The organism is Actinocatenispora sera, assembly GCF_018324685.1.
GTDB classification, from domain to species: domain Bacteria; phylum Actinomycetota; class Actinomycetes; order Mycobacteriales; family Micromonosporaceae; genus Actinocatenispora; species Actinocatenispora sera.
The window spans coordinates 4,003,325-4,015,826 of the sequence record NZ_AP023354.1 but is presented as its reverse complement, the minus strand read 5'-3'; the positions used below and the strand labels follow the sequence as shown (position 1 = coordinate 4,015,826).

Genomic DNA, 12,502 nt, shown 5'->3' with positions numbered 1-12,502 from the left:
ATTCGAAACTCTCCGTGTCACGGTGACCTTCACCGGGCCGGGTCCGCGGCGACGCGGCCGTCCAGCGAAAGGCGGCACCAGCCGTGTCGATGCATCACTTCAGCTACGGACTGTTAACGCCGATCCTGGCGTACGCAGCATCCTACGTCGGCTGCCTGCTCGGCCTGATGTGCGCGGCCCGGGCCCGGGTGCTGACCGGCGGCGGACGCCGCGGCTGGCTGCTGATCGCCGCCGTCTCGCTCGGCGGTACCGGCATCTGGGTCATGCACTTCATCGCGATGCTCGGCTTCACGGTCAACGACGCGACGATCCGCTACAACATGCCGCTGACCGTGATCAGCGCGCTGGTGGCGATCGTGGCGGTCGGCGCCGGGCTCGCCGTGGTCGGCAACGACGCCCGCAAGCTGCACCGGATCGCGCTCGGCGGCGTACTCACGGGGGTCGGCGTGGCGGGCATGCACTACCTGGGCATGGCGGCGATGGTGATGCCGGCGACGATGAGCTTCGAGCCGATCCTGTTCACGCTGTCGGTCCTGATCGCGGTCGTCGCGGCGACGGTGGCGCTGTGGTTCACGCTGGTCATCCGGGGTCGGGCCGCCACGCTCGCCGCCGCGGCGGTGATGGGGGTGGCCGTGTGCGGCATGCACTACACCGGGATGGCGGCGATGCGGCTGACTCCCGACCCCGCCGGTGGCATCGGCGGCACGTCGTTCACCGGCCTGCTCCCGCCGGTGCTGCTGGTGGTCAGCGTGGTGACCGTGGTGCTGCTGATCTTCGTGGCGTTTTCCGCCTCGCCGGCGGAGCTGGTCGAGGACGCCGAGTTCGCCGCCCGGATGCGGCGCACCGCGCAGGAGCGGCAGGAGCGCGTGGACGCCCTGGGTCCCCGGCCGCAGTCGGAGTCGATCGTGGCGCCGTCGGCCGGTGCGGCGGTGGCCGGCCAACCGCGGATCCCGTCGCGCCCGTCGCCGTCCCCCACGCCGAACCCGCACCGGCTGGGCCGTCGGGCGACCACCCGGCCGGGCAACGACTGAACCCACGGGCAACCACAGCGGCCCGCATCGACGGCGGCCAACCGGCACCGTCGATGCGGGCCGAACTGCGCTGAGTGAGCGAAACCGGGGCCGGGTAACGAATTGGCATTGGTCGGATCGCGCAAACTTGCCTCTTGCTCCGACGCAGTGCAATGTCACATGCTACCGAGGCAAAGGGGGGTGCTGATGCGCAGCCCGGCACGACCGAGACGCGTGACCACACGGGCCGTCGCATCGTCGTCGAGCATCCCGACCTGAGCCCGGCCGACGGCCACATCCGTTGCCGCCCTTGAACTTCGTACCCGAGTTCGGTCGGCGACCAGGCCTCGGCGACCGGGCCCGTCGGCGACCGGGCCCGTGGGCGACCGGGCCTGTCGGCACGCCCCGCGGCGCACGGCGCCGGCGCACGGCACCCGACCGGACCGGCCACGCCCGCGGCCCGGGGAACCTGCACGACACCAGCCGGCGGAGCCACTCCGTCGCACCTACCAGAGGGGTTCATCGCATGCGGAAGACGAAGCTCGCCGTCGCGCTCGTCGCGGTGTCGACGCTTGCCCTGAGCGGCTGTCAGGGCGTGTTCGGTGGTAGCGACAAGAGCGGTTCGGACGGCCCGATCACGCTCGGGATGGCCATCCCCATGTCCGGCAGCAGCTCGGCGATCGGCCCGTACATGAAGAACGGCGCCCAGCTCGCGGTCGACGAGATCAACGCCAAGGGCGGGGTGCTCGGCCGCAAACTCAAGCTCAACGTGCAGGACGGCGCCTGCGATCCCAAGACCGCGAGTACCGCGGCGAACAAGCTGGTCGCGGCCGGCGTGACGATGTCGATCGGCGGCTACTGCTCGTCCGCCACGCTGCCGACACTGTCGGTGTTCAACAAGGCGAACATCCCGATGATCATCCCGGCCGCGAACTCGGCCGACCTGGTCTCGCAGCACCTGCCGAACGTGTTCCTGATCAACGGTACCGGCGTGCAGCAGGCGCAGTCCGCGGTCACCTGGCTGACCAAGCAGCAGGCCAAGCGGGTCGCGCTGGTCGACGACAGCACCAGCTACTCCACCGACATCACCAAGCGCACCAAGGCCGACATCGCCAAGGCGGGCGGCAGCATGAAGACGGTGCTGCACGAGTCGGTGAACGCCGGGGAGAGCGACTACAGCTCCAACGTGCACGACATCGTGTCGGCCCGCCCCGACTTCGTCTACTGGACCGGCTACTACCAGGAGGGCGGGCTGATCATCCGGCAGCTGCGCCAGGCCGGCTACAAGGGGAAGGTCATGGTCGCCGACGGCAGCGTCGACGGCAAGCTGATCAGCGTGGCCGGGCAGTCCACCGCCCAGGGCGTGTACGCCACGATGACCGAGACGCCCGACACGATGCCGGGTGCCGGTGACTGGATCGCCTCGTACAAGAAGAAGTTCGGCGCCGAACCCGGACCGTACTCGCCGCAGTCGTACGACGCGGTGCGGGTGGCGGCCAAGGCGATGAAGGACGCGAAGAGCACGGACGGCAAGAAGATCGAGGCCGCCCTGATGAAGATCGACGGGTTCCCGCTGTTCTCCGGCAAGCTCAAGTTCACCGCCGATCACACCCTCACCGAGGGCGGATTCGTGATCCTGGAGGTGAAGGGCGCCAAGTTCACCCTCGCCGACGACCTCAAGAACTAGCCAGCACGAAGGCGGGCCCGAACCGCGGGCCCGCCTTCCGGCCCGATCGGGACGGAACTCATGACACAGATCATCTGGAACGGTCTGTTCGTCGGCTCGTTCTACGCGCTGGTCGCGCTGGGCTACAGCATGGTCTACGGGATCATGAAGCTGCTCAACTTCGCCCACGGTGACCTCTACATGCTCGGCGCGTTCATCGGTTTCGCGCTGCTCACCTCGTTCAGCGGATTCACCGCCACGCTGTCGCTCGTCGCGCTGCTCGTGGTGCTGCTGCTGTCGATGGTCGGTACGGGCCTCGCCGGCGTGGCGATCGAACGCATCGCGTACCGGCCACTGCGCAGCGCGCCCCGGTTGTCGCTGCTGATCACCGCGGTCGGCGCATCGTTCGCGCTGGAGTACGGGATGCGCATCATCGCCGGCCCGAACCCGCAGGTGTACCCGGTGCGGTTGGGCGGCTCCTCGGTGCACGTGCTCGGCGCCCGGATCGGCGTCGCGCAGCTGGTCCTCATCGGTGTCGCGATCGCGCTGATGGTCACGCTCAACGCGATGGTGATGCGCTCCCGGCAGGGCCGGGCGATGCGCGCCATCGCGCTGGATCCGGTGGCCGCCCGGCTGATGGGCGTGGACGTCAACCGGGTGATCGCGCAGGCGTTCTTCATCGGCTCGGCGCTGGCCGGCGCGGCCGGCGTGATGGCCGGCTCGTACTACGGCAGCATCAACTTCCTGATGGGCTTCATCATCGGGCTCAAGGCGTTCACCGCCGCGGTGATCGGCGGGATCGGCAGCTTCAAGGGCGCCATGCTCGGCGGTGTCGTGCTCGGCCTGCTCGAGTCGTTCGGTACGCACTTCCTCGGCGGGCAGTGGCGCGACGTGTTCGCGTTCGCCTTCCTGATCCTGTTCCTGACCGTGCGGCCGACCGGCCTGCTCGGCGAGCGCGTCACGGAGCGTGTGTGATGACCACGACCAAGACGGCGAAGCCGCCGAACCCGCCCACCGGGGGCGGTCTCGGCAACGCCGCGAAGACCGTCCTGCGCAGCCGCTGGATCGGCCCGATCGGGCTGTTGATCGGCGCGATCGCGCCGATCCTGATCGCCACCCCGTACGCGATGAACGTGATGACCAGTGCGCTGATCTTCGTGATGCTCGCGGTCGGGCTCAACATCGTGGTCGGCCAGTGCGGCCTGCTCGACCTCGGGTATGCGGCGTTCTTCGCGGTCGGCGCCTACACCAGCGGCATCCTCGCCACCCGGCTGCACTGGCCGCTGCTCGCGACGATCCCGGCCGTGATCGTGGTGACCGTACTGGCCGGCATCGTGGTCGGCGGCCCCACCCTGCGGCTGCGCAGCGACTACCTGGCCATCGTGACGCTGGGGTTCGGCGAGATCATCCGGGTCACCGCGAACAACCTGTCCATCACCGGCGGCCCGGAAGGCATCTACGGCATCCCGAGCCTGTCGGTCGGCGGCGTCGACCTGAGCAACTCGGTCGTCTTCTACTACGTGGTGCTCGCCATCGTCGCCTGCGCGGTACTGGGCGCCAACCGGCTGATCCGTTCCCGGCTGGGGCGCGCGTGGCGGTTCATCCGGGAGGACGAGGACGCCGCCGAGGCGATGGGCGTGCACACCTACCGGGTCAAGATGGCCGCCTACATCGCCGGCGCCGTCTGGGGCGGGCTGGCCGGCGTGCTGTTCGGCGCGCAGCTGTCCGCGATCTCGCCCGCGAGCTTCACGTTCCTGCAGTCGGCCCTGGTGCTGATGGCCGTGGTACTGGGCGGGATGGGCTCCACCCCCGGCGTGGTGATCGGCGCGCTGTTCGTCACCATGCTGCCGGAGGCGTTGCGCGGGCTGTCGGACTACCGGTACTTCGCCTTCGGCGCGCTGCTGATCATCGTGATGGTGCTGCGGCCGCAGGGACTGTGGCCCGCCCGTACCCGGGAAACGGCCCGCACCGCCCGCCGGTCGGCCACGTTCGACGGCGAGGTGCGGATCCGATGAGCGCGAGTCCTCGATGCTGCGCGGCCCGACGCCCCCGCCGGGCTGCGGCGAAGGAGGAAGGCCGATGAGCGCGCTGCTGGAGGTGGCGGACCTGCACCTCGCGTTCGGCGGGGTGAAGGCGGTCGACGGGCTCAGCTTCCAGGTGCACGAGGCCGAGATCGTGTCGGTGATCGGGCCGAACGGCGCCGGCAAGACGTCCGCGTTCAACTGCATCACCGGGTTCTACCGGGCCACCAGCGGGGCCATCACCATCGACGGCACCGACGTGACCCGGCTGCGGCCGTCGGCCGTCGCCGCCCGCGGCGTGTCCCGCACGTTCCAGAACGTCCGGCTGTTCGGTGACCTGCCCGTGCTGGACAACGTGCGCGCCGGCACCCACCTGTGGTTGCGCCAGCACGTGTTCGATGCGTTGCTGCACACCCCGCGGTATCGCCGCACCGAGCAGGTCGCCACCGACGAGGCGCACCGGTGGCTGGACTTCGTCGGGCTGCGCGCCGACCGGACCGGGCCGGCGCGCGCCCTGCCGTACGGGGAGCAGCGGCGGGTGGAGATCGCCCGGGCGCTGGCCCGGCACCCGAAGTTGCTGCTGCTCGACGAGCCGGCCGCCGGCCTCAACCACGGCGAGAAGCTCGAACTGCTGGAGCTGATCCGGCGCATCCGGGACCTCGGCATCGCGATCGTGCTGATCGAGCACGACATGGGCCTGGTCATGGAGGTGTCCCAGCGGGTGGTCGTGCTCAACTTCGGCAAGGAGATCGCGGACGGCTCCCCCGAGGCCGTGCGGCGCGACCCGGCGGTGATCGAGGCGTACCTCGGCAGCGACGACGAACCGTCCGGGGCGACCGGCGACGAACCGGCGGGGCAGACCGGCGACGAGGAGCGGTCCGGGGCGACCGGCGACGGCGGGCCGTCCGGGCAGACCGGCGACGGCGGGCCGTCCGGGCTTACGGAGGAGAGGACCGCCGATGCTTGAGATCGACGGGATCGACGTGTCGTACGGCGGGGTGCAGGCACTGCACGGCATGTCGCTGACGGTGGCCGACGGCGAGGTCGTCGCGCTGCTCGGCAACAACGGTGCCGGCAAGACCAGTACCCTGTCCGCGGTGTCCGGGCTGGTGCGCCCGACCGGCGGCCGGATCGTCTTCGACGGCCACGACATCACCCGGGCCAGCCCGCCGGAGATCGTCGGGCTGGGGCTGGTGCACGTACCGGAGGGCCGGCGGATCTTCTCCACCCTCACCGTGCAGGAGAACCTGCAGATGGGCGGCTACCTGGTCCGCGATCCGGCGGAGACCAGGCGCCGCATCGACCGGGTGTACGGGCTGCTGCCCCGGCTGCGCGAGCGGCGCGACCAGCAGGGCGGCACGCTGTCCGGCGGCGAGCAGCAGATGCTCGCGGTCGGCCGGGCGATCGTGGCCGGGCCGCGGCTGCTGATGCTCGACGAGCCCTCGATGGGGCTCGCCCCGCTGGTGGTGACCGCGGTGATGGAGCTGATCGCGGAGATCAACGCCGACGGCACCTCGGTACTGCTGGTCGAGCAGAATGCGAAGGCCGCGCTGAAGATCGCCACCCGCGGCTACGTGGTCGAGAACGGCCGGTGCGTGCTCGACGCACCGGCCGGGCAACTGGCCGACGACAGCCGGGTGGTCGAGGCGTACCTCGGCGGCGTGTGAGCGGCCGGTCCAGCATGGCGTCGCGCTCCGGGCCGACCGTCCATTCTGGACCGACCGCCTGAGCCCGCCGGCGTCCCGGAACGAAGCAGGAGGACCCAGAAGGATGCCGCGATACACGACGGTCGACTACCACACGGCCGGCGAGCCGTTTCGCATCGTCACCGGCGGGCTGACCGAGATCGCCGGTACGACGGTGGCGCAGCGTCGGGTGACGGCGGCCGCGAGCGAGCCGGTCGACCGGGTGCGGCAGCTGCTGTGCCACGAGCCGCGCGGCCACGCCGACATGTACGGCTGCTTCCTGGTACCGCCGGACGACGCCGGCGCCGATCTCGGCGTGCTGTTCTGGCACCGGGACGGGTTCTCGACCGCCTGCGGGCACGGCACGATCGCGCTCGGCGCCTGGGCGGTGGAGTCCGGCCGGGTCGCCGCCGACCCGGACGGGGTCACCGACGTACGCATCGACGTACCGTCCGGGCGGGTCACCGCCCGGGTGCGCTGCCGTGCCGGCGCGGTCGAGTCGGTGACGTTTCGCAACGTGCCGTCCTACGTGCTGGCCCGCGGGCTGGAGCTGGACACCGATCTGGGCACGGTGACCGTCGACGTGTCGTACGGCGGGGCGATCTACGCCAGCGTGCCGGCCGCGGCGTTCGGCCTGACGGTGACGCCGGACCGGCACCACGAGCTGGTCGCGGCCGGCCGCGCGGTGCAGCTCGCGCTCGCCGGTACCGCCGCGGCCCGGCACCCCGGCGACGACCGGCTGTCCGGCGTGTACGGCACGATCCTGTACGACGAGCTGCCGGCGACGGCGTCCGGGCCACGGCAGCGCAACGTGACGGTGTTCGCCGACGGCCAGGTGGACCGCTCCCCGTGCGGTTCGGGTACCTCGGCCCGGCTGGCGCTGCTCGCCGACGAGCTGGCCGGCGGGGCGGTGCTGACGCACGACTCGATCGTCGGCAGCACGTTCCTCGGCCGGGTGGTCGGCACCACCGAGGCCGGCGGGCGGCCCGCGGTGCACACCGAGATCGACGGCTGCGCGTACCGGACCGGCGAGCACGTGTTCACGCTCGACCCCCGCGACCCGCTGCCCGGCTTCGTCCTGCGATGAGGCAACGCCGGCGAGCGCATCAGCGGCACCGTGCGTCCCGGTGGATCGTCCGGCCGCCGACCGAGGAGGAACTGCGATGAGCGAGACGGCGCCGGTCCCCCGGCACCTGACCGCCGAGGCGTTGCGCACCGTGCTGCCGATGGACGCCGCGATCGCGGCCATCGACGCCGCACTCGCCGCCGGCCTGGATCCGGAGGCGGACCCGGCACGTACGGCCGTCGACGTGCCGGCCGGGCAGCTGCTGCTGATGCCCGCGTCGTCCGCCCGGTACGCGGGGGTCAAGATCGCCGGGGTGGCCCCGGCCAACCCGGCCCGCGGCCTGCCCCGGATCACCGGGACCTACCTGCTGCTGGACGGCGCCACGTTGCAGCCGCTCGCCACGTTCGACGGGCCGGCGCTGACCGCGCTGCGTACCCCGGCGGTGTCGGCGGTCGCGATCGCCGCGCTCACCGAGGACCGGCCGCTGGACGTGCTGCTGTACGGCACGGGGCCGCAGGCGGCCGGGCACGTCGAGGCGGTTCGGGCGGTACGGACGATCCGCCGGCTGCGGGTGGCGGGGCGCGACCCGGCCCGTACCGCCGGGTTCGTCGACCGGTGCGTCGAGGCCGGGATGCCGGCCGAGGTCGCGGACGCCGCGGCGGTCGGCGCCGCCGATCTGGTCGTCTGCTGCACCAGCTCCCGCACGCCGCTGTTCGACGGCGCGCTGCTCGCCGAGCACGCGACCGTGGTCGCGATGGGCTCGCACGAACCGGCCGTGCGGGAGGTCGACACCGCGACGGTGCGCCGCGCGCTGCTGTACGTGGAGGCCCGGTCGGCGGCGCTGCGCGAGGCGGGCGACCTGCTGCTGGCCGGCGTCGACGAGCGGCGGACGCTGGTCAACCTGGCCGAGCTGCGCACCGCGACCGTCCGCCGCGACGTGCCGCGGCTGTTCAAGAGCGTCGGGATGGCCTGGCAGGACATCGCTGTCGCCGCGGCGGCGCAGGCGCGCCTGGCCGCGGCCGAACCGGGGAGGGTGGTCGAGCGGTGAGTCGATCGGGCCACGACGGGCTGGGGGCGCTGCCCTCGTTCGAACCGCCGCGCAGCGTACGGGAGCGGATCGCCGACGCGCTGCGCGCCGCCGTGATCACCGGCGAGCTGCGGCCGGGTGAACTGCACTCGGCGCCGGTGCTGGCCGAACGGTTCGGTGTCTCCGCCACCCCGGTCCGCGAGGCGATGCTGGACCTGGTCCGCGAGGGCATGGTGGAACCGGTACGCAACAAGGGATTCCGGGTCACCGAGCTGTCCGACGCGCAGCTCGACGAGTACAGCGAGATCCGCGCCCTGATCGAGGCGCCCGCGGTGCGCAAGGTCGCCGAGACCGTCGATCCGCAGACCATCGAGCGGCTGCGTCCGCTGGCCGAGCAGGTGGTGGCGGCGGCGACCAGCGGCGACGTGCTCGCCTACATCGAGGCGGACCGCCGGTTCCACCTGGCGTTGCTCGCGCTGGCCGGCAACGCGCACCTGGTCGAGGTGGTCCGCGACCTGCGCAACAGGTCGCGATTGTACGGGGTGCCGGTGCTGGCCGAACGCGACGAGCTGGCCGCATCGTCGCGCAACCACATCGAGTTGCTCGACGCGATCGTCAGCGGGGACGGTCCGCTGGCCGAACGGTTGATGGTCGGCCACATCCACGACGTGCGCGGAATCTGGGCCCGCCCGGACGAGGAGTCCCCGGCGTGACCACCGGATCCTCGCCGGGGCGACCGGATCGCGGGCCGCGCGATGGGCGGGCCGCGATCCGGCGCGGGCTCAGCTCAACGCCCTGGTGAAGTCGAGCGGGTTCTGGTCCACCCCGCTGCAGGTCGACGATGCGTCCGGGTGCACCTCGCCGGCGACCGAGCCGCAGGACTGGTCCCGGCTGATCGACCAGAACGACAGCCGGCCGACCCCCTTGTCCGCCGCCCAGCTCGCCACCGAGCGGGCGTCGTCCAGGGTGAACACCGAACCGTCGTCGTTGACCCCGATCATCGGGGTGATGCCGAGGTTCGCGTACGAGTAACTGCCGTCGATGCCCCGCAGCTGGCCGAGCGTCGCGTCGGTCGCCTGCTCGGCGGCCTGGCCCATGTCCTGGTCGCCCTGGTAGTAGTCCATCGTCATCAGGTTGACGATGTCGATCTTGACGCCCGCGTCGTGCGCCGCCCGCACCAGGTTCACCCCGTCACCGGTGAGCCCGCTCGGCAGTACCGGCAGGGTGACCGAGACGGTGAGCCCCGGATTGTTCGCCTGGAGCGTCTCGACCGCGGCGAAGTGGCGCTGGATCGACGCGGTGTCGGCGATCGCGGCGCCCTCGATGTCGAAGTCGAGCGAGGTCACCTGGTAGATGTCCAGCAGCGCCTGGTAGCCGGCGACGATCGTGCTCTGGTCGGTGCAGGTCCAGGCGAGCGGCAGGCCGGCCGCGCCGCCGGACGAGATGATCGGTTCGGCGCCCTCCGACCGGGCCTTGTCGATCTCCCCGTCGACGTGGGGGTCGTTGCCGACCGGCAGCGTGTCGCCCCAGATCTGGTTGCAGCCGGACCCGATCACGAACGCCGCGGTGTAGTGGGTCAGCCCCGCCCCGGCCGCCTGGTCGAGCAGGCCGACCTGGGAGTTGGACATGTCCACGTACGGCGCGGCGCCGCCCACCGCGGCCCGGCTCGGCGTCGAGGCTCCGAGCACCGTGGCGCCGACCATGCCGACCGTCGCCGCCACGCCGAGCAGCGATCGTTTCCAGCGTCCGTCCCCCATGGTGTCTCCCTCCTCGATACCCGGTATGCGGGACGAAACCCGCATTTAATGTAAAGGTTGTTTACCGGATCGAGGTCGACACGTCAACACCATCAGGGCAATTCAGGCAGGACCGGGCGTGGCCGTACCGCGCTCGGGCGGGAACCGGGGTCAGGGGGCGTCGAACAGGGCGCTGACCGACTCGCCGTTGTGGATGCGGCGCACCGCCTCGGCCAGTACCGGTGCCACGGACAGCACCGTCAGCTTGTCGGTCACCGACTCGTGCGGTACCGGAACCGTGTTGGTGCAGACGATCTCGGTGACGTCGGGCTGTGCGGCGAGCCGGTCCAGCGCGCCCGCGGCGAACAGTCCGTGCGTGCAGGCGACCCGGATGCTGCGGGCGCCCTGCTCGCGCAGCCGGGCCAGCAGCTCCAGGATCGTGCTGCCCTTGGCGATCTCGTCGTCGAGCACGATCACGTCCCGGTCGGCGACCTCGCCGATCACCGAGGTGATCTCCACCCGGTCGTCGGAGAACCGCTGCTTCGCGCCGGCGGCGACCGGCACGTCCAGCAGCCGGGCGAACGCCGACGCGGACTTCGCGTACCCCAGATCGGGCGACACGACGGTGGCGCGGGACAAATCGTAGCCGCGGAAGTGCTCGGCGAGCTCGCGCAGCGCGTGCAGATGGTCGACCGGTACCGCGAAGAAGCCGTGCACCTGCGGCGAGTGCAACGCCATCGTCAGCACCCGGTTGGCGCCGGCGGTGACGAGCAGGTCGGCCACCAGCCGACCGCCGATGGAGATGCGCGGCGCGTCCTTCTTGTCCGACCGCGCGTACGCGAAGTGCGGCATCACCACGGTGATCCGGGCGGCCGAGGCACCCCGGGCCGCGTCGGCCATCAGCAGCAGCTCGACCAGGTGCTCCTGTACCGGCGCGACCAGCGGCTGGACCAGGTAGACGTCACGCTCCCGGCAGTTCGCCTGCAGCTGGACCTCGAGGCAGTCGTTCGCGAACCGGTTCACCCGGGCCGGCTGCAGCGGCACCGCCAGGTGCTCGCAGATCTCGGCGGCGAGCGCCGGATGGGCCGTACCGGTGAACACCGCGATGTCGTGCACGGCCTGACACTCCTGGACTCGGCGGACGGCATCGACACCGTACCCGGCGCGACGGTGGCCGCCCGGCCGAGGTCGCCGCACAGTGACCCGCTCGGCTTGCGCGCGTCGGGGATGATGCGCGCATGCAGCCAACAACGGTCACGTACCGGACCGGCCGCGGCCGGTGGATGCTCCGGACCGTTTCCTCGGTCGTCCCGCCGCTGTTCCTGTTCGCCCTGCTGGTCTCGGTGGGGATCAGCTTCCTGTCCCAGCTCAGCGGTCTGGTGGAGGTTCGGCTGCTGGCATGGCTGTGCGCGCTGGTGCTGGTGGCGAGCCTCGTGCTGGCGGCGCTCGCCAGCCTGGTACAGGGCCAGACCCGTACCACGCTGGGCCCGCACTCGATCGCGACCGACGGCGGTCTCGCCAACCCGGTCACGGTGGCCCGGCAGGACATCAGCCGCATCGCCCCCCGCTGGCGATACTCGGGCTGGTCGGTCCGGGTGGATCGATGGTCCAGCCCGCCGGTCCACCTGCGCGCACCGCTGTGCGCCCCATGGTGGCCGAGCCGGCGGTTCCGGCGCGAGCTGGCCGAACTCCAGGGGTACGCGCCGCCGAACGCGGCGCGGCCCCGGCTGCGGCCGGTGGCGGCCCTGCCGGCGCTACTGGTCCTGCTGATCCTCGGCGGTCCCGCGGTGGGTTGGATTGCCACGCACGCTGAGGGCTGGCCCGGGGAACCCACCGTGACCGCGACGCCGGACGCGTGCCGGCTGCTCGACTCCGCCGGGCTGGACCACCAGTTCCCGAAGCGGCTGCGTACCCGCACCGACGCCTCGACCGAGTCGGACTCGTCCAACTGCGTCTGGGAGGCGACCAAGGACGATCGTGAGGGCGGGATCGATCGGGTGCGGGCGATCGTGACCCGCGGCGACGGCACCCTGCTCGCATCGCCGACCCGCTCGGCACGCAACGGCCTCCACACCCTGTGCCGCAATGCAAGCCCGCTGACCGGCATCGGAGATGCGGCGTGTCTGCACTCCGGTGCCGGGTCCACCATGGCGGTGGCACGGCGCGCCAACGTACTGATCGCGGTGCGGGTGTCGGGAGATTCGGCCGACTCGGTCGCGACCGACCTGGTGCGCGGCGCGATCGCATCGGTCGACCTGAACTGAGCGCCGCGATCGGCCGACCCGGACCGA

12 protein-coding genes are annotated in these 12,502 nt (G+C 71.7%); 10 read left to right on the top strand and 2 right to left on the bottom strand.

Annotated elements, in window-relative coordinates:
* The first annotated feature begins 89 nt into the window (after positions 1 to 89).
* The 9 genes from Asera_RS19190 to Asera_RS19150 all read left to right on the top strand — a co-directional run bounded on the left by Asera_RS19190 (position 90) and on the right by Asera_RS19150 (position 9,188).
* Positions 90 to 1,031: an MHYT domain-containing protein gene (locus tag Asera_RS19190; protein ID WP_084132271.1), complete on the top strand. Its 942-nt coding sequence runs from the start codon at positions 90 to 92 to the stop codon at positions 1,029 to 1,031.
* A 505-nt stretch (positions 1,032 to 1,536) separates the two neighbouring features.
* Positions 1,537 to 2,697 (top strand): branched-chain amino acid ABC transporter substrate-binding protein, encoded by a 1,161-nt coding sequence (locus tag Asera_RS19185; protein ID WP_030448005.1) that lies wholly within the window; start codon positions 1,537 to 1,539, stop codon positions 2,695 to 2,697.
* A gap of 60 nt (positions 2,698 to 2,757) precedes the next feature.
* Positions 2,758 to 3,651: a branched-chain amino acid ABC transporter permease gene (locus tag Asera_RS19180; protein ID WP_030448004.1), complete on the top strand. Its 894-nt coding sequence runs from the start codon at positions 2,758 to 2,760 to the stop codon at positions 3,649 to 3,651.
* Positions 3,651 to 4,691 carry a branched-chain amino acid ABC transporter permease gene (locus Asera_RS19175; RefSeq protein ID WP_084132231.1) on the top strand — a complete coding sequence of 347 codons (1,041 nt, stop codon included), beginning with the start codon at positions 3,651 to 3,653 and terminating at the stop codon, positions 4,689 to 4,691. The genes Asera_RS19180 and Asera_RS19175 overlap by 1 nt, the downstream gene beginning before the upstream one ends.
* Before the next feature lie 64 nt (positions 4,692 to 4,755).
* A complete protein-coding gene (locus tag Asera_RS19170) occupies positions 4,756 to 5,664 on the top strand; it encodes an ABC transporter ATP-binding protein (RefSeq protein ID WP_084132229.1) in 909 nt (302 codons plus the stop codon).
* Positions 5,657 to 6,364 carry an ABC transporter ATP-binding protein gene (locus Asera_RS19165; RefSeq protein ID WP_030448001.1) on the top strand — a complete coding sequence of 236 codons (708 nt, stop codon included), beginning with the start codon at positions 5,657 to 5,659 and terminating at the stop codon, positions 6,362 to 6,364. The genes Asera_RS19170 and Asera_RS19165 overlap by 8 nt, the downstream gene beginning before the upstream one ends.
* Before the next feature lie 103 nt (positions 6,365 to 6,467).
* Positions 6,468 to 7,469 carry a proline racemase family protein gene (locus Asera_RS19160; RefSeq protein WP_030448000.1) on the top strand — a complete coding sequence of 334 codons (1,002 nt, stop codon included), beginning with the start codon at positions 6,468 to 6,470 and terminating at the stop codon, positions 7,467 to 7,469.
* A 76-nt stretch (positions 7,470 to 7,545) separates the two neighbouring features.
* On the top strand, positions 7,546 to 8,496 hold the full coding sequence (locus tag Asera_RS19155; protein WP_030447999.1) for an ornithine cyclodeaminase family protein: 951 nt from the start codon (positions 7,546 to 7,548) through the stop codon (positions 8,494 to 8,496).
* Positions 8,493 to 9,188, top strand: a complete 696-nt coding sequence (locus tag Asera_RS19150; RefSeq protein ID WP_030447998.1) for a GntR family transcriptional regulator — start codon at positions 8,493 to 8,495, stop codon at positions 9,186 to 9,188. Before Asera_RS19155 ends, Asera_RS19150 begins: the two co-directional genes overlap by 4 nt.
* A gap of 69 nt (positions 9,189 to 9,257) precedes the next feature.
* Here the strand turns inward: Asera_RS19150 and Asera_RS19145 are convergent, their stop codons facing one another.
* Both Asera_RS19145 and Asera_RS19140 read right to left on the bottom strand, forming a co-directional pair.
* Complete coding sequence (locus Asera_RS19145; protein WP_030447997.1) at positions 9,258 to 10,232, bottom strand: chitinase; 975 nt, start codon at positions 10,230 to 10,232, stop codon at positions 9,258 to 9,260.
* Between the two features lie 150 nt (positions 10,233 to 10,382).
* A complete protein-coding gene (locus Asera_RS19140; protein ID WP_030447996.1) occupies positions 10,383 to 11,327 on the bottom strand; it encodes a ribose-phosphate diphosphokinase in 945 nt (314 codons plus the stop codon).
* Between the two features lie 122 nt (positions 11,328 to 11,449).
* On the opposite strand from Asera_RS19140, the gene Asera_RS19135 reads away from it, so the two are divergent.
* A complete protein-coding gene (locus Asera_RS19135; RefSeq protein ID WP_157035015.1) occupies positions 11,450 to 12,475 on the top strand; it encodes a hypothetical protein in 1,026 nt (341 codons plus the stop codon).
* Positions 12,476 to 12,502 lie beyond the last annotated feature (27 nt).

Coding starts and splice junctions, on each gene's coding strand:
- Asera_RS19135 (WP_157035015.1), top strand. CDS start 11,450: ATGCAGCCAACAACGGTCACGTACCGGACCGGCCGCGGCCGGTGGATG.
- Asera_RS19190 (WP_084132271.1), top strand. CDS start 90: ATGCATCACTTCAGCTACGGACTGTTAACGCCGATCCTGGCGTACGCA.
- Asera_RS19165 (WP_030448001.1), top strand. CDS start 5,657: ATGCTTGAGATCGACGGGATCGACGTGTCGTACGGCGGGGTGCAGGCA.
- Asera_RS19145 (WP_030447997.1), bottom strand. CDS start 10,232: ATGGGGGACGGACGCTGGAAACGATCGCTGCTCGGCGTGGCGGCGACG.
- Asera_RS19160 (WP_030448000.1), top strand. CDS start 6,468: ATGCCGCGATACACGACGGTCGACTACCACACGGCCGGCGAGCCGTTT.
- Asera_RS19170 (WP_084132229.1), top strand. CDS start 4,756: ATGAGCGCGCTGCTGGAGGTGGCGGACCTGCACCTCGCGTTCGGCGGG.
- Asera_RS19180 (WP_030448004.1), top strand. CDS start 2,758: ATGACACAGATCATCTGGAACGGTCTGTTCGTCGGCTCGTTCTACGCG.
- Asera_RS19185 (WP_030448005.1), top strand. CDS start 1,537: ATGCGGAAGACGAAGCTCGCCGTCGCGCTCGTCGCGGTGTCGACGCTT.
- Asera_RS19175 (WP_084132231.1), top strand. CDS start 3,651: ATGACCACGACCAAGACGGCGAAGCCGCCGAACCCGCCCACCGGGGGC.
- Asera_RS19155 (WP_030447999.1), top strand. CDS start 7,546: ATGAGCGAGACGGCGCCGGTCCCCCGGCACCTGACCGCCGAGGCGTTG.